Annotated in this window: 17 protein-coding genes and 1 pseudogene; 14 read left to right on the top strand and 4 right to left on the bottom strand. The window is 47.3% G+C overall.

The genetic code is table 11. The annotated features are described in order from the left end of the window. The 6 genes from ACJJIW_RS17795 to ACJJIW_RS17770 all read left to right on the top strand — a co-directional run bounded on the left by ACJJIW_RS17795 (position 1) and on the right by ACJJIW_RS17770 (position 8313). Positions 1-219 (top strand): twin-arginine translocase TatA/TatE family subunit, encoded by a 219-nt coding sequence (locus tag ACJJIW_RS17795; protein ID WP_444935943.1) that lies wholly within the window; start codon positions 1-3, stop codon positions 217-219. Continuing rightward, complete coding sequence (locus ACJJIW_RS17790; RefSeq protein ID WP_444935942.1) at positions 216-1127, top strand: sugar phosphate isomerase/epimerase family protein; 912 nt, start codon at positions 216-218, stop codon at positions 1125-1127. The genes ACJJIW_RS17795 and ACJJIW_RS17790 overlap by 4 nt, the downstream gene beginning before the upstream one ends. 252 nt (positions 1128-1379) lie before the next feature. Next, positions 1380-3176, top strand: coding sequence for a GMC oxidoreductase (locus ACJJIW_RS17785; RefSeq protein WP_444935941.1), 1797 nt, complete (start codon positions 1380-1382; stop codon positions 3174-3176). Position 3177: 1 nt separating this feature from the next. Next, positions 3178-3873 carry a gluconate 2-dehydrogenase subunit 3 family protein gene (locus tag ACJJIW_RS17780; protein ID WP_413665737.1) on the top strand — a complete coding sequence of 232 codons (696 nt, stop codon included), beginning with the start codon at positions 3178-3180 and terminating at the stop codon, positions 3871-3873. Between the two features lie 159 nt (positions 3874-4032). Continuing rightward, a complete protein-coding gene (locus tag ACJJIW_RS17775) occupies positions 4033-6789 on the top strand; it encodes a TonB-dependent receptor (RefSeq protein WP_444935940.1) in 2757 nt (918 codons plus the stop codon). Positions 6790-7212: 423 nt separating this feature from the next. Then, positions 7213-8313 (top strand): SagB/ThcOx family dehydrogenase, encoded by a 1101-nt coding sequence (locus tag ACJJIW_RS17770; protein ID WP_444935939.1) that lies wholly within the window; start codon positions 7213-7215, stop codon positions 8311-8313. A 175-nt stretch (positions 8314-8488) separates the two neighbouring features. On the opposite strand, the gene ACJJIW_RS17765 is transcribed toward ACJJIW_RS17770, so the two are convergent. Beyond that, on the bottom strand, positions 8489-9151 hold the full coding sequence (locus ACJJIW_RS17765; RefSeq protein ID WP_444927753.1) for a TetR family transcriptional regulator: 663 nt from the start codon (positions 9149-9151) through the stop codon (positions 8489-8491). A 272-nt stretch (positions 9152-9423) separates the two neighbouring features. Between ACJJIW_RS17765 and ACJJIW_RS17760 the strand changes: the two genes are divergently transcribed. The 3 genes from ACJJIW_RS17760 to ACJJIW_RS17750 all read left to right on the top strand — a co-directional run bounded on the left by ACJJIW_RS17760 (position 9424) and on the right by ACJJIW_RS17750 (position 14592). Continuing rightward, positions 9424-10608: an efflux RND transporter periplasmic adaptor subunit gene (locus ACJJIW_RS17760; protein ID WP_444935938.1), complete on the top strand. Its 1185-nt coding sequence runs from the start codon at positions 9424-9426 to the stop codon at positions 10606-10608. 11 nt (positions 10609-10619) lie between these two features. Next, positions 10620-13802: an efflux RND transporter permease subunit gene (locus ACJJIW_RS17755; RefSeq protein WP_444935937.1), complete on the top strand. Its 3183-nt coding sequence runs from the start codon at positions 10620-10622 to the stop codon at positions 13800-13802. A 421-nt stretch (positions 13803-14223) separates the two neighbouring features. Next, positions 14224-14592 carry a hypothetical protein gene (locus ACJJIW_RS17750; RefSeq protein WP_444935936.1) on the top strand — a complete coding sequence of 123 codons (369 nt, stop codon included), beginning with the start codon at positions 14224-14226 and terminating at the stop codon, positions 14590-14592. A gap of 68 nt (positions 14593-14660) precedes the next feature. Here ACJJIW_RS17750 and ACJJIW_RS17745 read toward each other — a convergent pair. Next, positions 14661-15786, bottom strand: a pseudogene (locus tag ACJJIW_RS17745) (IS256 family transposase). 1046 nt (positions 15787-16832) lie between these two features. Here ACJJIW_RS17745 and ACJJIW_RS17740 point away from each other — a divergent pair. After that, entirely contained in the window at positions 16833-17393 is a 561-nt protein-coding gene (locus ACJJIW_RS17740; RefSeq protein WP_444935935.1) for a putative adhesin, read from the top strand. Between the two features lie 38 nt (positions 17394-17431). After that, positions 17432-17629, top strand: coding sequence for a transposase family protein (locus ACJJIW_RS17735; protein WP_444935934.1), 198 nt, complete (start codon positions 17432-17434; stop codon positions 17627-17629). A 298-nt stretch (positions 17630-17927) separates the two neighbouring features. On the opposite strand, the gene ACJJIW_RS17730 is transcribed toward ACJJIW_RS17735, so the two are convergent. Then, positions 17928-18116 (bottom strand): hypothetical protein, encoded by a 189-nt coding sequence (locus ACJJIW_RS17730; RefSeq protein WP_444937370.1) that lies wholly within the window; start codon positions 18114-18116, stop codon positions 17928-17930. Positions 18117-18174: 58 nt separating this feature from the next. On the opposite strand from ACJJIW_RS17730, the gene ACJJIW_RS17725 reads away from it, so the two are divergent. Next, complete coding sequence (locus ACJJIW_RS17725) at positions 18175-18402, top strand: hypothetical protein (RefSeq protein WP_444935933.1); 228 nt, start codon at positions 18175-18177, stop codon at positions 18400-18402. Between the two features lie 509 nt (positions 18403-18911). Then, a complete protein-coding gene (locus ACJJIW_RS17720) occupies positions 18912-19664 on the top strand; it encodes a class I SAM-dependent methyltransferase (protein WP_282932757.1) in 753 nt (250 codons plus the stop codon). A gap of 118 nt (positions 19665-19782) precedes the next feature. On the opposite strand, the gene ACJJIW_RS17715 is transcribed toward ACJJIW_RS17720, so the two are convergent. Beyond that, positions 19783-20376, bottom strand: coding sequence for an FMN-dependent NADH-azoreductase (locus tag ACJJIW_RS17715; protein ID WP_444935932.1), 594 nt, complete (start codon positions 20374-20376; stop codon positions 19783-19785). A 101-nt stretch (positions 20377-20477) separates the two neighbouring features. Between ACJJIW_RS17715 and ACJJIW_RS17710 the strand changes: the two genes are divergently transcribed. Next, positions 20478-21410: a LysR family transcriptional regulator gene (locus ACJJIW_RS17710; RefSeq protein ID WP_282932759.1), complete on the top strand. Its 933-nt coding sequence runs from the start codon at positions 20478-20480 to the stop codon at positions 21408-21410. Positions 21411-21428 lie beyond the last annotated feature (18 nt).

Below are 21428 nucleotides of genomic sequence, written 5' to 3'. Positions count from 1 at the left end.
ATGGGTATTTCAGGCGTGGGTATTTGGCAGGTACTTATTGTTCTTGTGTTAGCGGTTCTACTATTTGGTAGTGGCAAGATCCGCCGTCTGGGAGAAGACCTTGGAGGAGCGATTAGTGGTTTCCGCCGCTCATTGCATCAAAACGATAAGGATGGCACTAGAGAAGATTCCCCTGGTAACTTGTCTGGCAATCTACTCCAAGCTGGGGAGCGGGAATGAAGCGTAGAACTTTGCTACAGGTTGGTGCCGGCTTGGCTGCAGCTGCTTTTACCGCCCCCTTGTTTGGTAATAGTGGGCGAATCATTACCAATACCCCGGGTGGCCCTGTGAACATTTCCCTGGCCCAATGGTCCCTGCATCGGCAATTGCGAAGTGGCACTCTCAAGGTATTGGATTTCCCTATTAAGGCAAGAAAGGCATTTGCAATTGACGCGGTAGAGTATGTCAATCAGTTTTTTGCCGATAAGGCCAGGGATCAGAATTTTCTTTCAGCGTTGAAAGTGCGTGCAATAGATCACGGGGTTAAAAGCCTTTTGATTATGGTTGATGCAGAAGGTGATCTTGGCAACCCAAATGCTGGCGAAAGACAACAAGCGGTAGAAAATCATTTCCAGTGGGTTGAAGCTGCCAAATATTTGGGTTGCCACTCTATCAGAGTGAATGCTGGCGGACAGGGTAGTAGCAGGGAGGTTAGTTCTGCTTGTAGAGATGGGCTGCGAGCTCTCTCAGAGTTTGCCTTGGATTTCGACATCAATATTGTGGTGGAGAACCACGGTGGCTATTCCTCAAACGGACTTTGGTTATCCCAGTTATTACAGTCAGTGGGTATGCCGAACTGTGGAAGTTTGCCAGACTTTGGGAACTTTGGTGACTACGACCGCTACTTGGGAGTAGAGCAGTTGATGCCCTTTGCCCGCGGAATCAGCGCAAAGAGTTTTTCATTTGATAAGCGGGGAAATGAGACCAATACGGATTTTGCCCGGATGCTGCGGATAATTCAAAAGGCGGGTTACAAGGGGTATATCGGGATTGAGTATGAAGGCGCCGGCGATGAAGACTGGGGGATCAAAGCAACGAAAGAGCTTTTGCTGCGCTTGTCACGACAGGATGATCTATATAGTGAGTAAGTAATAATTATTTGGTTAAAAATGTAACCGGTTACTCTCATTTTTTGATCAAAATATTTATGGATTTCTAGGCTCGTTAAAAATGTTCATAAGAATTAATATTTTTGGTTAAAAAAACATAAGTTAGACATTAGATGTAACGGATAGATAAAAAATTTTGACAAAAAATGTAACCGGTTACAGATTTATCTTATAGGTTAATTAAAATTAAATGAGTAAAACAAAAATAATTGATGAAGTAGGAGAGAGGCGATGCCGAATGATGACTTCGAGAAGAAAGAGTATGACGCACTGATTGTTGGATCTGGTGCTGGCGGCGGTATGGCTGCCTATGTACTAGCCACTGCAGGGCTCAAGGTTCTATTGCTGGAGGCGGGGAGATCCTATGACCCAGTCAAGGAAACCCCGATGTTTAATCTGCCAAAAGATGCGCCTTTGCGTGGGGGTAGCACACCGGAAAAGCCGTTCGGTTTCTATGATGCAACGGTTGATGGAGGTTGGCAGGTACCTGGTGAACCTTACACTCAGGGCTCTAGGGAAAGAGGCCGCCGTTTCGATTGGTGGCGTGCCCGTATGCTGGGTGGTCGCACGAACCACTGGGGACGGATTTCCCTGCGAATGGGTGAGTATGATTTTAAACCCTATTCAAGGGACGGACTCGGTTTTGACTGGCCGATCAGTTATAACGATCTCGCCCCGTACTACGATAAAACCGAGATGCTCATTGGTGTCTATGGCACCAACGAGAGGTTAGAGAATACTCCCGACTCTTCTGCGGGTGTGTTGCTGCCGCCCCCGAAGCCCCGTGCCTATGAACTCCTGGCCAAAAAAGCGTGCGATAGACTGGGGATCCCTGTAATTCCCTCTCACCTGGCTATTCTCAGTGAGCGCCTAGATCACGAAAATATTCCGCAGAAACTATTCCCGGAAAATAAACTTGCCCAGGACGTTACCCGGGAATCGATGAAATCTCGTGCAGCCTGTTTTTGGGCCACGCCCTGTGGTCGCGGTTGCTCTATCAAGGCGAATTTCCAGTCCACGACTGTACTGCTGCCACCGGCATTAGCGACGGGCAACCTGGATATCATTACTGATGCCATGGTGCGTGAAGTTACCGTTGACAAAAAAGGTAAGGCTAACGGGGTTATCTATATTGATAAAGATACCCGTCAGGAAAAATTTGCCAGTGCCCGCGCTGTGGTTGTTGCAGCCAGTGCCGCTGAAACTTCGCGCATTCTCCTTAATTCCAAAAGCACTTTATTCCCCGATGGTATCGCCAATGGCAGCGGTGCCGTAGGGAAATACCTGATGGATACAGTGGGAGCTGGTATCGGCGGGCAGATTCCCGCTTTGGAAAGTATGCCTGCCCACAACGAGGACGGCGCATCGGCGATGCACATGTATATGCCCTGGTGGTTGTACAAGGAACAATTGCGTGGTGACCTGGATTTTGCCCGTGGTTACCACATTGAATTCGGCGGTGGTCGCAGTATGCCGGGCGCAGGTGCTTTCGGCGGTATGGGTGATTTTACCAATGGTGCTTATGGCAAAGACTTGAAAGAAGCCTGCCGGCGTTACTACGGCTCCTTTGTGTGGTTTGACGGTCGCGGGGAAATGATTCCCAACGAGGACAGCTACTGTGAAATTGATAAGGACCAGGTAGATCAGTGGGGCATCCCTGTACTGAAGTTCCATTGGAAATGGAGTGACCAGGAATTGAACCAGGCCGCTCACATGCACAAAACCTTTGCTGAAATCATTGAGGGTATGGGTGGTAAGGTCACCTCTACCGTGCAAACCGACGGTGCCAAGGCAATTATCAACGGCGGTGCGATCATTCACGAAGTCGGCACCGCGCGCATGGGCTCAAATCCGAATGATTCCGTGCTCAATCCTTACTGCCAGTCCTGGGAAATACCGAATCTCTTCCTTACTGACGGCGCACCCTTTGTCTCCAATGCTGATAAGAATCCAACCCTGACCATTATGGCGCTGGCCTGGCGCACCTGCGACTACATCGTGGACCAGTTCAAGAAGAGGAATATCTGATATGAGCGAGGAAAAAACCAACCTGGGTCGGCGCAACGCCCTACGTTTGATTGCTACCACCGCTGCTGCAGTTCCAGTCATTGGCTGTTCTGAGAAAGTAGCGCAAAAAGTTGTAGTGAAAGAGGAGGTGCCAGCGGCTGAACCGGTAGTAAAGAACCTGGATGCCCCGAAGCAGACTCTGGCCAGGGGCACGCCGACAGATCCGGATCTTCTTAATCCCGTTGTGCCTTGGGAGATGCAGCTTGAAATGGGTGAGTTAGCGGTATTGGCAGCACTTTGCGACGTCATTATTCCCGCAGATGAAACTTCTCCGAGTGCCTCTTCAGTCGGGGCTCATCACTACATCAACGAATATGTCAGCGCCCCATATTCCAATAATAAAGCGGATCTTGTCACGATTCGGGGAGGGGTTGTTTGGCTGGAGGGTGAGTCCAAGCGCAGATTTGGAGGTTCCTTTGTCGATCTGAATGAGCCTCAAAAAGTAGCCATCTGTGAGGATATAAAGTGGACTCGCACGGCGAAGCCTGAGTTCCAGGCTGGTGCTCGTTTCTTTGCCAAAGTTCGAGTTCTCGTGTCCACCGCTTTCTATACCACCGAGGAAGGTATGGCGGATATTGGCTATGTGGGTAACCGACCAATGGCGAGTTTCCCTGGAGCACCCCCTGAAGTTCTCAAGCGACTTGGCTTGGATAGCTAAAAACGCTTTTTGCTTTAGCGCTATAGGTACATATAAAAATATCGAGACAGAACTGGATCGATAAGAGTAGGGCATATTCCGGTGGCCCGGCAAATGATATGTCGGGCTTTTAGGGTGAACGGAAAGCTAGAAAAAAATAATAAAAGAGAAATTTGAGCAATGAGAGAAATACCCTTAAATACAAATCGCCAGCTAGATCTATTGCGGACGTCCGTAAGTGTTCTAGTGTTGTGCAGTGTTGTCGGTATGGCAAATGCCCAGAGCACCAGTGAATCTGATACAGAGAGTCTGGTGCTAGAGGAGGTAGAGGTATTGGGTATTCGTCGGAGCATGGAGAAAAATCTCGATGTAAAGCGTTTTTCCAATGCGGTGGTAGATTCAATCACCGCTGAAGATATGGGTAAATTCCCCGATAAGAATGTTGCAGACTCTTTGCAGAGGGTTCCGGGAGTATCCATCGTTCGAAGCGGCGGCGAGGGTGCCGAGGTAAGTATCCGAGGAACTGCACCTGAGCTCACTTTTACCCAGCTAAATGGAAACTATATAGCCACTCCCGGCGATGATCCATCCCGATCATTTTCCTACGCATTGCTACCTTCAGCGATGATCTCCCGAGCGGATGTGTATAAAAGTCCAGAAGCAAAACTGGATGAAGGCGGGATAGGTGGTACTGTAATTTTACACACCCGCAAGCCACTGGACCTGGATTCCGGGGAGGGCATGTTATCCATTGAGAGTACTTATGCTGATGTCACTGAGGAGTACGAACCTCAGTACACCGGTTTTTACTCATGGAAAAATGATCAGGAAACCTTTGGCGTATTGTTTGGATACTCAAAGCAGGATCGTCAGAACCGGGTAATTAGCACCTCGGTAGAAAACTGGGGGTGGCAGGGCGATGAGTCCCCCCAGACTGGCGTAGAGGCCAGGGGGCCGATGGTGGATATCGACGGTAATGAATACCGGGATTTCTATGCGCCGCGAGCCGTTGTCGGTAGTGTCTTGGAAGAGGAACGGACCCGGGATGGCATGCAGCTAAGTGCCCAATGGCGTCCGGTAGAACAGCTGGAATTTGGTGTCAATTATTTCCGCTTTGAGCTGGGCGGCAACTCAGAGAATTATCGTATCGTATTTCCTGAGTGGAACTACGGGGATGCAATAGCGCCGGGCAGTCTCAAGTTTGATGAAGATGGTGATACTCTTCTTGGCATTGGTATGCTCGATCGGGGCCAGGCAGAGCTACAGTCTCCACAGGTAGCTGGTGACTACACACGAGCGGAATATGTTTCGGACACGCTGGATTTCAATATCAGTTACGAGGGAGATGGATATAGTGCTCGGTTGGTAGTCGGTAATACCAGTGCAGAGGGCGGCCCCTCTGAGAAATTGTTTGCATCAGTCAATTCCCGTTATGGCACTGCAACTGATTGGAGCTGGGATCTCAGCAGTGGTACTGCCGAAATTGGTACCAGTGCAGATCTGGGAGATCCCAATACTTATCCTTTATATGACTGGTTCTCATCCCATTGGACCAGCAGCGAGGACGAGGAGAGTTACTACCAGCTGGACGTTTCCATCGATATGGATTATGCGTGGCTTACCTCCCTGGATGTTGGGGTTAAGTACCGGGACCATGAGATAAACCGCCGCATCACCAAACAATCCTGGGATGATGATAATCCCCCTTGTCCTACGATTAACTGGGGTGATGTCGATGGAGCTTGTTACCCCTGGTGGCCAAGCGATTCATTCCACACTGACCCCGATGGCGTGCCCGACACGATCGATATCCTTTCAAACGGCCCTGTCGATAATATTATCGGCGGTGTGAATGTGCCAAATTTCGCTTATCTGGAGTTTGATAAGTTAAAAGAGTTTCTATACGCAACCTATGGTGACCCTACGGTAATCGTCGAGAAAAATCAGGTTTACCGGGTTGGTGAGGAAATTACGGCTGCTTATGTACAGCAGAATTTTGCCTCGGCAGTCCTGCGCGGAAACTTTGGTATTCGAGCAGTCCAGACCAAGCAGTATGCGAGCACCTACGACAATATTGATGGGGTCTTACAGGACGAACCCAATATTCGTGACAGCAGTAATACTGATATTTTACCAAGTGCTAATATCGCTTGGGATATCTCCGATGAACTGGTTATGCGCGCAGCTCTCGCCAGAGTCGTAGCGAGAGTGGAATACGATAACCTCGGTGGTTCAGAAGTGATCCACGCTCCTTTGCCCGGCTCAACCGTCAGTCAGGGGTATGCGGGCAATTCTGAGTTGGAGCCTTATAGAGCTGATCAGTTTGATTTGGGTCTGGAGTGGTATTTCGATGATGCCTCTGCTGCAGGACTGACCTTGTTCAGAAAGGATATTGCTTCGTTTGTAATCAACGGCAGTTCCACGGTGACAAGGGATATCGATGGTGTTACCCGGACAGTGTCTATGTCTATGCCGGTAAATGGCACTGATGCTACCGCGCAAGGTGTAGAGCTGTTTGTTCAGTATGCCTTTGATAATGGCTTTGGAGTCTATGCAAACTATACCTTCACAGATACGGAGCTAGCTGAGATCGACTCTGAAGGTATCAAAACCAAAACAGAAATTGCCGGCACTTCGAAGGACCAGTACAACCTGTCCCTCTACTATGAAAATACCGACTTTAGCATTCGCGCTTCTTACAATTATCGCAGTGACTATGCAGACGGATTCCACAATGGCATGAACACTTTCACTGATGAATACGATCAGTTGGATGTTAATGCGTCTTATCGTTTGATGGATAACCTGACATTGACCGCCTCCATAATCAATCTTACCGAAGAGAAAGTGGATAGATATTGGGGCGAGGAAAATAGGGTTTGGGGCTCCTCATATTCAGGCCGACGAGCTTATATGGGGCTGACTTATAGCTTCTAACCTGATTGCCTCCCAGTCACGCGGACACAGGGAGGTGTCCGCACCTTTCTGTAAATTTTTAATTTCATATCAGCGTACTCAGTTTAGGCGCAATTGAGTATTTTATTAGCTCTCATATATCAATTCGATCTAGGAAATGTGTGCATTTTATACTAGTACTCAGTTGAAGGAGTAATTTAAAGTAGTTTGAATGGAGGGATTTATCATGAAAAGGGTATATATAGAAGACGCAACACCCTATGCTCTGGGAGTTTGTGTCACAGTCTACACTACCTGTTAATAGAAGGTAGTTTTTCACAAAAAATGAGATGGCCCTTGAAAATGAGGGACGTCTCATTCAGGGCTAATACAGACAAATCAAGAATTTAGCGATTCTGCCTTTCTAGTTTTTTTACCACTTCTAGTAAATATGATGGTTAAGCGATGATGAAAGGCGCTGCTTTATTAGATAATTTCTTTCTCTATTTCAGTGAAAATGAAGTCATCTTGTGGGATGTTGTTCATCACGATCAGTGGGCTTTGGATAAAGAAACCCTCATAAATATTCTGGATAAATTTTATTCCGATGTGCAGACAGGAGAAACTAAGGCAGCAGATTTCCTTCAAAGTAATGGAGCCTTCATCAGCGGTGATTTAGCTCGGAAACAATGGGGTTGGGATGTACTATCCTGGTTTTACCATTATGGTACCAAGCTTTCGTTACCGCCCTCGACTGAGGGCAAAGAAGGGGCTAGTGAAGATCCCAGGGTATCTTGGGTAGGACAGTATGTTGACTACTGTAAACAGGTGCCGGAAAAGGCTAAAGGCAAGTACAATTATCCAGAAGTGGATATTCCACTGAATAGCTTTCCTACCACCAATCAGTTGGAGTCTGTGTTTGGGACCCGGTTTTCTTCACGAAAATTTGTACCGGGTACCACTTTAAAACGTGAGCTTTTGGAAAAAATACTTTTTCATTGTGTAAAATTTCGTACTTCTCCGTTTGTTGAAAAGTTTTATAAGGCCCACTCAGACAAAATAAATTATTTTGGATATTTTCGCAGCAGCCCTGCTGGCGGCGCCTTACAAGCTACAGATATTTACCTGATAGTGCATTCGGTACAGGGGATTGATCCTGGTATTTACCTTTACAATCCAATTGATCATGGATTGACCAAAGTCGGAGGTCCTGTTAGCCATGATAAGATCCGCCGCTTGCTGGTCGGTCAGCCCTATGCCGAGGGTGCCGCAGTTAATATTTGCTTTGTCTGCAAATTTAATCGGTTCTGGTCCAAGTATCGTCATTCCCGTATCTATCGGATGGCTTACCTTGAAGCCGGCCATCTATCTGAGAATATATTTCTCTATGCACACTCTCTTAAGCAAGACGTATTTATAGCGGGCGCTTTTTACGATGAAGAGTTTGAGAGTCTGCTGAAGTTGGATAAAGACAGTGCCATGGTCTTCTTTATGGCTATTGGTGAGGGAGAACATGCTTGTTTTCCTGTTGAGTACTTGCCTTCTGATTTAACAAAATTGGTTTAATGGATAATAGTTAAGTGTTTTTGTTAGATAAGAGCGCTTTGACTTCGCTGTAACCAATGATTTAAGGGTCAAGATAACGAGTGGGGGCTTTCCAATAAACAGTGAAAGAGAAAAGGTATCTATGGTGAGGCGAGCACTGTAAGGGAGTATGCCCCACCGACATTGATAAGGTGCGTTAGTGCAGGGTGTGGACCAACCGTGAACTTAAGCGCATGGTGGGGGAGAAGCGGATCATATCGATTAGAGAGTCGATATAGCGTTCACCGAGTTCGCCGATATCTTCAATTCTTGAGGATAAGAGCCAAGTTTCAATCACACCGAACAGGCCACCGTGTAACATCTGCATCGCGAGGTCTGTATCAAGATCTTCGGGCAGTTGGCGCTCGGATACTGCGAGGGCAATCAGTTGTGCCATTCGCTCAAGCCCGCGGGTGCGCCCTTGCTTCATACGCAAGTGGGCTTCATTGTTCTCGGTAACCTTTTCTTCACAGGGATGGAAGATAATCTCAAGTACCTGCTGCCACTCTGGGTTACAAGCAATTTCCTGAAACAGCCACACCCAGCGGGTTCGCAGTGTACCGAGGGGATTGGCGTTGAGTTGCTCGCCGGCGTTATTACAAAGTTGTTCGCCGGGTAGTACCATGCGTTCTGTCAGAGCGAGTAGCAAACCGGTTTTGCTGTGAAAGTGGTCGGCAACAGCACCGCAACTAACTCCAGCCAGCTTTGCAACTTCAGAAAGGGAAGGGCGACACACTCCATACTCATGAAACACATTGAGCGCGGCGTTTAATATACGCTCACGGGTGGTTAAAATTTGCTCATCTCTGCGTTTGGTCATGGGGAACTGCAGCTTCTTTAATCAATTATTAGTTTCACTCTGACTCATTTTTACAGCAATTAACCGCAAACGGACAAAGGGACTTTCTGTGCAAATCCTTGAATATACTGGGTGAAAGTGCATGTTAGATGAAAATTGCACGATTATGAACAGTTGAACATGTTTCGTACGAACCCATAAAATGCCACGCTACTTTAATTGGATTTCCCTGTCACTTAAAAATTCCGCTAGCTGCCAACTTTTTGTCTGTGCAGTCAGGTTTAGAGGTAGTCATGTTAAAAGCCCGAGCCCTCACCAGTCTTTTGGTCGCTTCCGCATTGTTGGCGGGATGTAACGAGGAAGCTTCGGCTCCACCGGGAATGGTCCCCCAAGTGACCGTAGTCACACTTCAGCCTGAATCAGTCACCCTTACCAGGGAGCTTCCGGGGAGGACTTCACCGTTTAAAGTGGCCGAGGTTCGCCCGCAGGTTAATGGCATCATAAAACGCCAATTGTTCCGTGAAGGTGGCCAAGTCAGTGCAAGTCAGCCGCTTTACCAGCTAGATGACGCTCTCTACGGTGCTGACGTTGATAGTGCCAAAGCAAATTTTCAAGGTGCAAAGGCGGCTATGAACATCGCTCGCCTCAAAGCCGAGCGTACCGCGAACCTGGTAGGTAATGGTGCCGTTAGCACGCAGGAAAATGATGCTGCAGAAGCCGATCTTCAGGAGGCCCGAGCCGATGTAGCCGCAGCTCAGGCGGAGCTGCACAGGGCGGAAATCCAGTTGGAATATGCGCGGGTCACCTCTCCGATTACTGGCCGAATTGGCAAGTCAACAGTTACTCAAGGCGCTCTGGTAACGGCCAATCAGGCCGGAACTTTGGCTACAGTGCAGCAGCTAGATCCTATCTATGTTGAGGTTACCCAGTCGGCAGCTGAGCTTGTTAGCCTCCGCCGAGCACTTCAAGCGGGCACACTGGCCGACGCCACTCATCTACCTGTGACAATCCTATTAGAAGATGGCAGCGAATTTGAGCACCAGGGCAAGCTGGAGTTTGCCGAGGCCAGTGTCGATCCCTCAACTGGCAGCGTGTTGTTGCGAGTAGTTGTCCCAAACCCGGATACCATGCTGTTGCCGGGTATGTATGTGCGCGCAATTGTCGGTAGTGGTGTACGTGAAGACGCAATTCTGGTACCTCAGCAGGGAATCGCGCGGGACCCAAAGGGCAACACCTCAGCCATGGTTGTTAATGAGGAAAATGTGGTTGCCCAGCGATCTGTGCGGGTTAGTCGTACGATTGGCAATCGCTGGCTAGTGGAAGATGGGCTCGAGGCCGGGGACAGGGTCGTAGTTGCCGGACTGCAGAAAATTCGCCCAGGAGCCCCGGTACAGGCCAGCGAGCGCGAAAATGAGCAGCTGCCGGCGGCTGAAGGCGGTCAACAGGCTGGCGAAGCGCCTGCACAGCAGGGGTCTTAAGGGTAGGGGTTATGGCAAGTTTTTTTATCAATCGGCCCATCTTTGCCTGGGTGCTGGCAATTATCACGATACTGGCAGGTGTGTTGTCTATCGGCGAGCTGGCAGTTGAGCGCTATCCAAATATTGCGCCACCGTCGATCAATATTGAGGCAAATTATCCGGGCGCTTCCGCCAAGGTGGTTGAGGATTCGGTTACTCAAATCCTTGAACGCAACATGAAGGGCCTCGATGGTCTCCTTTATATGTCCGCCACCAGTCAATCCAACGGTGGCGTTTCAATCTCTTTAACTTTCGAGAATGGAACTGACCCGGATACGGCCCAGGTCCAGGTGCAAAACAAAGTGCAACTGGCGATGCCGCTGCTGCCACAGGAGGTCCAGGTACAAGGAGTAAATGTTAGTAAGTCTCGAGGTGGCTTCCTAATGGTTGCCGGCTTTGTGTCTGAAGACGGCAGCATGAACCGCAATGATATTGCTGACTATATCAATTCGGCCATTGTTGACCCGATCAGCCGGGTGCCAGGCGTGGGCAATGTGCAGGTATTTGGTTCCAAGTACGCGATGCGGATTTGGCTCGATCCCAATAAGCTCACCACCTATGAACTTACTCCTGATGATGTTACCGACGCAGTGCGGGCCCAAAATGCACAAGTTACGGTCGGAAGCCTCGGTGCTGCTCCCTCTATTCCAGGACAACAACTAAATGCGGCAATTACTTCCCAGGAACGTTTGCAAACCCCTGAGGAGTTCCGGGATATTATCGTCAGAGCCAATGACGACGGCTCGCTCTTGCACCTCGGCGATATAGCTCGGGTCGAACTAGGTGCGGAGAATTATGAGTTTATTTCCCGTTACAATCGCCAGCCCGCAACCGGCATTGCAATTAACTTGGCGACTGGGGCCAATGCCCTGGAAACTGCTGAGGGGGTGAAAGCCAAGTTGAAGGAGCTGGAGGCTTACTTTCCCCGTGGCCTGACCTCAGTAGTACCGTTTGACACGACACCGTTCGTTGAGGCCTCTATTAAGGGCGTCATCACCACCCTGATTGAAGCGATCGTCCTGGTATTCCTGGTGATGTATCTGTTTCTCCAGAACTTCCGCGCCACGTTGATTCCGACGATTGCAGTACCCGTGGTACTGATGGGCACTTTTGCCGTGCTCGCTTCGCTGGGATTCTCGGTCAATATGCTCACAATGTTTGCCATGGTGCTGGCCATTGGTCTGCTTGTGGATGACGCCATTGTGGTGGTGGAGAATGTCGAGCGGGTGATGCGGGAGGAAGGACTCTCCCCTAAAGAAGCGACTAAGAAGTCGATGCACCAGATTACTGCGGCACTGATTGGCATTGGCGTAGTTTTGTCGGCAGTGTTTGTGCCTATGGCATTTATGGATGGCGCCACCGGCGTGATCTACCGTCAGTTCTCCGCCACGATTGTTGCCGCTATGGCGTTGTCAGTGTTGGTGGCGATTATCCTGACACCAGCGCTTTGTGCGACCTTGCTGAAGCCAATATCCAAAGGGGAGGGGCATGGGGAGAAGGGCTTTTTTGGCTGGTTCAATCGCAACTTTGATCGAGGTAGCCAGCGCTATCAAGGTGGAGTGCAAGGTATTTTGAAGCGCAGCGGTCGTTTCATGCTGTTGTTTGTTGCGCTTTCCGCAGTCATGGCCTTCCTATTCCTACGGTTGCCCAGCTCGTTCCTGCCGGATGAGGACCAGGGTGTGCTGTTCTCCATGGTGCAGGCGCCGGTGGGGGCAACCCAGGAGCGCACTATGAACTCTATCCGAAAAGTAGAGGACCAGTTCCTGAACAATGAGCAGGGTATCGTGAAATCAGTATTCTCGGTACAGGGGTTCAGCTTTGCCGGTAGCGGGCAAAATACAGGTATTGCTTTTGTAAATTTGGAAGATTGGTCCCAGCGTGAAGAAGAGTCTCAGAGCGCTGGGTCTGTCGCCATGCGCGCGATGGGTGCCTTGATGCAAATTAAAGATGCGATGGCTTTCGCTTTCGCACCTCCGCCGCTCCCCGAGTTGGGTTCTTCTGGTGGTTTCAACTTTTACCTTCAGGATAATGGCAGTTTGGGTCATGAGGCTTTAACAGCAGCCAGGAACCAGTTTCTGGGAATGGCCGGGCAGAGTGAACTTTTGGCTAATGTTCGCCCCAATGGCCAAGAGGATACACCGCAATTCCGTGTAAAAATTGATAATGCAAAAGCCGCTGCGCTTGGGTTGTCTATCGACGATATTAACAGCGCCTTGAGTACAGCATGGGGCGGTTCATATATTGATGACTTTATCGATCGCGGGCGGGTAAAACGGGTGTATATGCAGGCTGATGCTCCCTTTAGGATGGTCCCGGAAGACTTCCAGTTGTGGTCAGTGCGTAACGATAAGGGCGATATGGTACCGCTATCATCTTTCGCCAGTTTTGGCTGGGAGTACGGTTCCCCCCGCTTGGAGCGCTATAACGGCGTTCCCTCAATGCAGGTTAATGGGCAGGCTGCACCCGGAGTCAGCTCTGGTGAGGCAATGGAAGAGGTTGAGCGCCTAGTGGCGCAGCTACCCGCAGGTATTGGTATGGAGTGGAGTGGTCTCTCATATCAAGAGCGCTCTGCTGGAGCACAAACCCCATTGCTGTATACCTTGTCCCTTTTGATTGTGTTCTTGTGCTTGGCTGCTCTCTATGAAAGCTGGACTGTACCGACAGCAGTACTATTGATGGCTCCTTTGGGAATCCTGGGTGCGGTACTGGCCAATAGCCTAAGGGGCATGGAGCGCGACATTTACTTCCAAGTGGCGATGCTGACTACAGTGGGGCTAACCAGTAAAAATGCCATCCTGATTGTGGAGTTTGCTAAACAGAACCTGGAAGACGGTATGGAGTTGGTAGATGCCACGATGCGAGCTGTACGGGACAGGTTGCGCCCGATCTTAATGACATCTCTCGCTTTTGGTTTGGGGGTGTTGCCCTTAGCCATAGCAACCGGAGCTGGCTCAGGTGCCCAAAGGGCAATCGGTACCGGTGTGTTCGGCGGCATGATTGTTGGAACTCTACTGGGAATCTTCTTTATCCCACTGTTCTTTGTTGTGGTGCAGCGGTTGTTTGGCAAGAGAGTGCAAAAGCAGGAAGTGGAGCTGGCTAAACAAGACATCTCGTCAGAAAAAAATGAGAGAGCAGAAGAGGCCGAAGCGCTTTAACAGAGCTTTAACTATAAAGTAAATAAAGCCAGGCCAGGTTAATGGGCCTGGCTTTTTACTTTTGGTCCCCCATAAACCACAAGATCCCTGAATAGGGTGCTACTGCGAGTCTCAAGATACAAAGTGAACCTCTTTAGTTCCAGCTCCGCCAACATGTCATCGTTTTAAATTACTCGCTGAAGTAATGAAACATCAGCAATGATTTAAATCAAGAAGCCGAATAGTGTTTGGAGTCAAAATGCTAATTCCAGGCAAGGTGAGTAGCTATCCATACATGATTGAGCCTCACTTCCAAGCTAGATAGAGTGCAGTATAGAAGCCTGATATGGACGTTCATAGATTAGTACTTCTATGGGGCATGCAAGGAAGCACCGATATTGCATAAATGTTATTAGCAGATAATTTAAAGTGAAGAGTCGGGATGGATTTAAAAGTTAAAGAAGGTCAAGTTTGGAAATATGATAATCGAGAGGGCGAGGAGAATTCGCGGGTTATCATATTAAAAATTGAAGAGTCTAAGGACGATTCAATGGTGGTACATGCTCAGATTTCAGGCATTAAAATTTATAACCCTAATAGTGGAGAGGTCATTGAGGAAATTACTCATATGCCGTTTTCAATTGAGGCACTAGGGGCAAGCATATCTGAACTAATGGGGGAGTGTGAGATACCTGATTATGAGGAGGGCTATAATTCATGGAAACGAGAGTATATTAATGGCAATGCCGGAGTGTTCACTATTTCTATAGGAGAGGCTGTGAAGTATATGGATGATGCGGTGAACAGCTAAATAATAGATTTGCTACCACATTTCAGCGACAAATGGAGAGTATTCAAAACTCTGTGTCAGCCATAGCCTCAGAGGCTGATGTATTTCTCCAAACGATCGGGGAAGTGGATCGTTAGCTGTGACAGCGTCAGATTCCAGTTTTGAATCGGGTGCGTCCGGCGCTCGGAGGCTTTTAGTATGCCGGCGTACAGAAGCTTCAGTAAGCTATTCTCATTGGCGAAGTCTCCCTTGTTTTTGGCCAGCTTGTGGAATTGCCTGTGGACGGCTTCCACTGCATTTGTCGTATAGATCGGTGTGCGGATAGATTCCGGGTACTTAAAGTGGGTAGAGAGAATTGTCCATTTACTGCCCCACGACTTTATCACCATTGGATATTTTTCTTCCCACCGAGCTTCCAGCTTATCTAAAGCGCTCTCGGCGGTATAGAGCGTTGCCGCTTTGTAGATGCACTTAATATCAGCTATAAAGGTCTTCTGATTTTTTGAAGCTATATACTTCAGCGAGTTTCGGGTCTGGTGAATGATGCAGTGCTGGATCTCGGTATTTGGGCAGATGATCTCTATGGCCTCGGGAAAGCCCTGGATGCCATCAGGATATCTTTGACCCCACGGTTATGGAGGTCAGTTAGGACGTTCAGCCAATGGCGGGCGCCTTCTTGGTCGGATAAATAGAGTTCCAACAATTCATTCTTGCATTCGATATTGAGACCAAGAATCGTGTAAATGGCCTTGCTAGCATAACGACCATTTTCCTTGATCATATAATGAAAAGCGTCGAGCTAGACGATAGGGTAAATAGCCTCCAGATCACGCTCACACCAGGCTTTAAGCCCAGGCACAGCTTGTTTGTAACTGTGTTGTTGGTACCGTTGGAAAGCTCCATTCCACAGATATCGGCAATATGTGTACGAATGTTCTGGTAGCTGTTACCCAAGGCAAACAGGGCAGTGATTTTGCGCTCCAGTTCGTCGGTAAGCTGGGCTTGATGCTTCACGATTTGAGACTCAAAAGTACTAGCACGGTCCAGTGGCGTCTGCAGTTCGAAGCTACCGGCGGGACTTTTCATGGTTTTTGAGGTGGTACCATTCTTGCGGTTGGGCTTGTCCCTGCTGGCGAGGTGCTCCTCCAATTCCGCCTGCATGGCCGCCATGGTTTGATCCCCGTGGTAGATCTTTCTCATTACCTTTAAAGCCAGATTCTGCGAACCTGTTTCGCCATCTAGCAATTTTATGGGCACTAAAGGGCAAGCGTTCAGTAATTTCTCTGTTCGATAAATCTTCATCGCCAATCAATACAATTGACAGGCGCTCTTTGATTCCCGCTGGAGTCTTACCACTGCGACAGAGACGTTGAAACTCTTTACGTTCCTCTTCAGTGAGGGCTATTGTTACGGGGGTGGACATTGTCTGTATACCAAAAGCAGCAGTTGGGTCACAATTTATTTAAATAGTTTGTTCGTTACACCACTACTAGTTAAGTAGAGACCGCTGATCAAACTACCTGAGAAACATCCTCCATACCTCGAAACCAAGCATGCGCTAAAACTGAGGTCTTTCCAGCAAGTGCTCAGTGGAGGGTAAGGTGAAGGATGGTCTTTCTTTCGTAACCTGATAGCAAAATCCATAAGATAGCTTCAAAACATACTCAGTTATCAATAGGTTTCAGACCTACTTTTCTACATTGTAGCTGGGGAAGACAAGGCTCAATCAATTTATGAGGCAACTTATAGTTCTTAGTTAATTTGAGCGTAAGCCTGTTCACATTTAATTTTTTACATTCTGTGAATACAGGAAAGAAATCAATTCCAAGTGGTGAAGTGTCGTATGTTGGTGGAGACTTTAGCAATTCTTGATGGCGGTATAGCCACTATTTCAATGAATAACCATAATATCAGTACTTATTTTGTGAGTTTTAATCGGTATATTTTGTAGAGAGAAATCTACAGTATGACTTTAGTATCGCTCCTTTTTTCCCGGTTTTGAAATGTGCACGGAAAATTCCTTAATTGATAAATTTAATGCTCCAACCCATATTGTGAGATGTTTATCCTAATGTGTTTGTTATGTCAGGTGTGCATGATTATGTTGTTGTTCGGAAAGCAGGTTTGCGGCTATTAATAGCGGGCGGGGTGATGCCCTTACGGATTTTACCGTTGATCTGAATTTATTAATCTGTAAATATTGAATACAGCTAGACCCGGATAGGGAATTTTAACTAACCTTTTAATTGATAGAGATTGTTATGAAAACTCTTGAACTCGGAAACGTAATAATACATAAAAAAGATAACTCGACTGGGGGAGAGGCCATTCTTTATGCGCATGGTTCATTTGATAAAGGCGCCAAAGTTGTGGCGCTGCCAGAAAAGGTAGCGATGTACTTTTACTCCTTTCATGGCTCTGCTTCTACTGATCATGCAGTCAGAAGTTTGACTAAAACGGGTAAGCCTGCCGACGAGGATAACAAGAATGGTTTAGTCACATTTGACGAAGCTAAAACATTTCTGAGAATGGGGTCTGGAAAAGCGATCTCTATTGCTGGCTGCGGTGCAGAGGTTCGCAACTATAATCTTTCGTATAACGAAAAAGGCGGTCCACATCTGGAAAATATCAAAACCGCTTGGGAAGGTGGACTTCATACCCACGATCTGATTTTAGTGAAAAAGGGTGCCAACATTAAATTGGCTGATGTTTTCAAGGTTATCACTGAAAACAAGTTAAAATACACTAGGATACATTTCACTGCTTGTCGGTCACCTAGCCGAGGGAATGATTTTGACCAGCAGAAGCCGTACCCGTACTAACTTATAGAATTTCCGCTCATACCCTAATTCTATGGGGTATGAGTATTAATGGCGCTTTACCGAGGGCAGTCCCAAGCCTTTTACACTACTTTGGTGACATGGAAGATCCTAGGCTTGGTCGACGCAGGCAGCACGCCCGACCCGATATTTTACTTATCATGTTTTGCGGTGTCATTTGTGGTGCGAAAATCTGTAGAGGTTTGTTGATTTCGCAGAGTCGAAGAAGGGTTATCTAAAAAGATTCACACCGCTAAATAACGGAACATCCTCAAAAAACACTTTTAACCGGGATGTTTCGTAAGCGATTAAGCAAGCCCACCTAAAACACCCACCAACTTTTCTCTACTCTCCTGTTTTTTAACGATCAGGAATTCTTAATGAGCACCCAGAGCGCTAGCTAGATTGCCAACATAAGTGACAGACGCTTACTCACTAGAAATTCCAGCGGGCTCCAATAATTTAACATCATTCTAGGTCGGGCATTAATACGATACACTGCATCGTCAATTTACCTGTTCGGTAACTTGCTAATCTCTATCCCTTTTGGAAAAAACGCCTCAGCGGTCCATTGGTAATTTCGCTCAAACCACGCTCCCACGAGTGATACGGTTTGGCAAAATATATATTGCAGCCTAGTTCCCGCACGCTCGACTGATGCCCAGCGAATTCACCTCCGTTGTTGTAAGTTATGGTTTTACACGCGGCCTGATAAGACTTCAGCATCTGCTTGATTGCACGGCCCACTGTCTTCTTACTCTTATTTGATATTCTGCGAGTAAAAATGGAAGAGTTTAAGGGCGATTCAATGGTAGTGCATGCTCAGATTTCAGGTATAAAGATTAATAACCCTAATAGTGGGGAGGTCATTGAGGTGCTAGGGGTAAGCATATCTGAACTGATGGGGGGGAGCCTGAGATACCTGATCATGAGGAAGGCTATAATTCATGGAAACGTGAATATATTAATGGCAATGCCGGCGTGTTCACTATTTCTATTGGCGAGTCAGTGAAGTATATGGATGATGCGGTGAACAGCTAAACAATAGTGTTTTTACCACATCTGAAAAACAAATACTCTTTTGCGTGATCACCGCCTCAAACTTAGAGTCCCTAATTAGAGTTGCAGGGACTCGACGCATTGGGTTGTATCAAGAAGGGGGTTTTCTATGTTCTTATTACAAGCCCGCAAACTCTAATAATTCAGTTGGCAAAAAGTAGTGCCTGGGTGGATTGCTTTTACTTAGCTATATAGCCATATAATATATTATGGAATCAAGGTACAGCTAAATAGATTAGAGTCGCTATTGAAACTACTCAATCTGAGTAGGGCGTGGCTTGTTAAGGCAGTCAATATGTTTTGAGTTCCTCGAGGATCTAATTGGTACATTGGTACTCTGAAAATATTCGTTCTGGGAAACCGTTTCTTGATACAATCGTTTCGTATTCAAGGTCAAATGGAATTGCTTATTTCAAATAATCTTAGATTTGGAGTGAGCGGGGTAGTAGCGGGAGAATATCGATGTTTATTGCTGACTCTGACAAAGAGTGGGAAAAATTTGGCAAAGATGATGCTTATTATGGTGTTCTAACCGAGGAAAAATTTAGGAAGGAAAACTTAACAGATAGTGTAAAGGAAGATTTCTTTAAAACGGGACAAAGCCATGTCCATAATACACTCACAAAAGTGAAACAGCATGTAGATGATGCTTTGGTCGTCAAGAGAGCGCTTGATTTTGGCTGTGGAGTTGGAAGAGTAGCGATCCCTTTAGCGTATATTGCTGAAGATGTTACAGGAGTTGATATTTCTGACTCGATGCTTATGGAGGCTAAAAGAAATAGTCGCGAGCAGGGCTTAAGTAATATTGAATTCGTGAAAGCTGATGAGAGCCTCTCTCTAGTTCAAGGGAAGTTCAACTTCATCCACTCCTTTATCGTGTTTCAACATATCCCTGTTAAAAAAGGGCAAAGACTATTTAGTCTTCTGCTTGATAAATTAGAATCGGGTGGAATTTGTGTTGCCCATTTTTCATACACTAAAACTTCAAAATTAAAAAGATTGACTTCATTTCTGAGCAGTGCTGTGCCTTTTGTAGGAAATATTCTTAACCTTCTTAAAGGCGAGCCTTTTATGGCTCCTAGAATGCAAATGAATAACTATGATTTAAACAAGTTGCTTTCCCAAGTTCAAAGGGAAGCTATGTCACATTGCTATTTGGATTTTACAGATCATGGCGGTGCACTTGGGGTAACACTCTATTTTAAGAAGCTCTAAATGAGATTTGATATATGTAGGATGGGTTAAACAATAACCTGTCCATTTTTTTAAATAGAGGGGGAGAGTTAGTTTCCCCCTTCAGGTACTCACATAAGAACTTGGTTATCGCCGAATCTCACACAAGTTCAGCAATACGCTTCTTCGCAGCTGCCAGCGCCTTCTCTTTTGCTTCATCTCCCTTTGCCAGACCTTCAGCATAGACAAACTCCACATCAGTAATACCAATAAACCCAAGGAACTGTCGAAGATAATTACTTTGGGGATGATCGTCACCATAAATACCACCCCGTGAAATAAAGACGACGGCCTTTTTGTTCCTTAATAAGCCCTCAGGGCCGTTTTCGGTATATCGGAATGTTACCCCGGCACGCGCAATAAAATCGAAGTAGGTGTGCAAGTTAGATGGGATGTTGAAGTTATACATCGGGATACCTAGCACCAGCAGATCTGCCGATGATATCTCCTCTATCAACTTGTCCGAAAGTTCTGCAATTTCACTTTGCTTGTTTGAACGGCTATCAGCTGGCGTATTGTGGGCTTGAAAGTGCTCCAGGCTCAGGTGAGGTACAGGCTCGGATACCAAGTCACGATGGATGATTTCATCTTCCGGGTTCTTAGCCTTCCAGCTCGCTATGAAATTGTCCGTAAGTTGAGATGACTGGCCGTTCTCTCGAAAGAGGCTGGACTTGATGTTGAGTACCTTTGCCATGACTGCTTCCTCGTAACTAACTTTGTATGAAGCTATTGAAACATTCATTAAGTTGATTAAAAATTAGAATTATTTGCTTATTTACATCGAAAAATTCGATCATGAAACAACAGTTGGCGCAATTATCAAACCCAAAGATCACTCTTGAGCAGTGGCGTTGCTTGATAGCGGTAGTTGAAGGGGGAGGGTATGCAAAGGCCGCCGAGCTTCTGCATAAGAGTCAGTCGTCGGTAAGCTATTCGGTGCAGAAGTTGGAATCACTACTGGCTGTAGCAGTTTTCACTATTAGCGGGCGCAAGGCGATTCTGACTCCCGCTGGTGAGATGCTCTACCGTCACGCAAAGCAATTACTGGAGGATGCTTCTGCATTGGAGCAGGCCGCCAGCCGGGCCTCGGCTGGATGGGAGTCCCAGATTGCGATTTCCGTGGAGGTGCTGTTCCCAATTTGGTTGTTGCTGGATTGCCTTGCACTTTTTGGCGAAGAGAGCCCCCAGACTCGTATTGAAGTGCATGAGATGGTGATTAGTGGAACTTTAGAAGCCTTGAATGAGGGAAGGGTTGATTTTGCAATAAGCCCCAGAATTCCCCTGGGCTACAACGGTGAATTACTGCCAGCTCCTGCACGTCTAATCCCGGTAGCCCATCCCAAGCACCCCCTGCATGAGCTGGACCGCCCGCTAACTATGAATGACCTACGCAATCATCGTCACCTGGTGGTTCGGGATACGAACCCCCAGAGTGGTAGTAAAACGCTCACGGTTGAAGTGGCTAAGCGGTGGACTCTAAGTAGTATGTCTTCTTTGATTGGCGCCGCTTGCAAAGGCTACGGTTTTTCATGGCTACCAGAAGACAAAATTCTGAATGAACTCGCTGAAGGAAGCTTGAAGCCCTTGCCCCTCCAGGGAGGAAGTAAAAGGGAGGTCCCTATGTACCTGATCCTCCCTAACCGGGACGATATCGGTCCCGGCGCACGGAGATTGGCGGCTATTATCAAGGACCGTTTGAAGGGTTTAACTCCCCTGGAGGCTTCTTAGCTAAGTCGTGAACTGGTT

It is taken from the genome of Microbulbifer maximicatervae (SeqCode) (genome assembly GCF_052467815.1).
This window is presented reverse-complemented; position numbering and strand designations above follow the sequence as displayed.

What these genes read in the sequence shown, in the direction of transcription:
- ACJJIW_RS17725 (WP_444935933.1), top strand. Translation starts at nt 18,175, where the DNA reads ATGGAAGAGTTTAAGGGCGATTCAATGGTAGTGCATGCTCAGATTTCA.
- ACJJIW_RS17770 (WP_444935939.1), top strand. Translation starts at nt 7,213, where the DNA reads ATGATGAAAGGCGCTGCTTTATTAGATAATTTCTTTCTCTATTTCAGT.
- ACJJIW_RS17780 (WP_413665737.1), top strand. Translation starts at nt 3,178, where the DNA reads ATGAGCGAGGAAAAAACCAACCTGGGTCGGCGCAACGCCCTACGTTTG.
- ACJJIW_RS17740 (WP_444935935.1), top strand. Translation starts at nt 16,833, where the DNA reads ATGAAAACTCTTGAACTCGGAAACGTAATAATACATAAAAAAGATAAC.
- ACJJIW_RS17765 (WP_444927753.1), bottom strand. Translation starts at nt 9,151, where the DNA reads ATGACCAAACGCAGAGATGAGCAAATTTTAACCACCCGTGAGCGTATA.
- ACJJIW_RS17785 (WP_444935941.1), top strand. Translation starts at nt 1,380, where the DNA reads ATGCCGAATGATGACTTCGAGAAGAAAGAGTATGACGCACTGATTGTT.
- ACJJIW_RS17795 (WP_444935943.1), top strand. Translation starts at nt 1, where the DNA reads ATGGGTATTTCAGGCGTGGGTATTTGGCAGGTACTTATTGTTCTTGTG.
- ACJJIW_RS17750 (WP_444935936.1), top strand. Translation starts at nt 14,224, where the DNA reads ATGGATTTAAAAGTTAAAGAAGGTCAAGTTTGGAAATATGATAATCGA.
- ACJJIW_RS17790 (WP_444935942.1), top strand. Translation starts at nt 216, where the DNA reads ATGAAGCGTAGAACTTTGCTACAGGTTGGTGCCGGCTTGGCTGCAGCT.
- ACJJIW_RS17730 (WP_444937370.1), bottom strand. Translation starts at nt 18,116, where the DNA reads ATGCTGAAGTCTTATCAGGCCGCGTGTAAAACCATAACTTACAACAAC.
- ACJJIW_RS17710 (WP_282932759.1), top strand. Translation starts at nt 20,478, where the DNA reads ATGAAACAACAGTTGGCGCAATTATCAAACCCAAAGATCACTCTTGAG.
- ACJJIW_RS17775 (WP_444935940.1), top strand. Translation starts at nt 4,033, where the DNA reads ATGAGAGAAATACCCTTAAATACAAATCGCCAGCTAGATCTATTGCGG.
- ACJJIW_RS17735 (WP_444935934.1), top strand. Translation starts at nt 17,432, where the DNA reads ATGAGTATTAATGGCGCTTTACCGAGGGCAGTCCCAAGCCTTTTACAC.
- ACJJIW_RS17720 (WP_282932757.1), top strand. Translation starts at nt 18,912, where the DNA reads ATGTTTATTGCTGACTCTGACAAAGAGTGGGAAAAATTTGGCAAAGAT.
- ACJJIW_RS17760 (WP_444935938.1), top strand. Translation starts at nt 9,424, where the DNA reads ATGTTAAAAGCCCGAGCCCTCACCAGTCTTTTGGTCGCTTCCGCATTG.
- ACJJIW_RS17715 (WP_444935932.1), bottom strand. Translation starts at nt 20,376, where the DNA reads ATGGCAAAGGTACTCAACATCAAGTCCAGCCTCTTTCGAGAGAACGGC.
- ACJJIW_RS17755 (WP_444935937.1), top strand. Translation starts at nt 10,620, where the DNA reads ATGGCAAGTTTTTTTATCAATCGGCCCATCTTTGCCTGGGTGCTGGCA.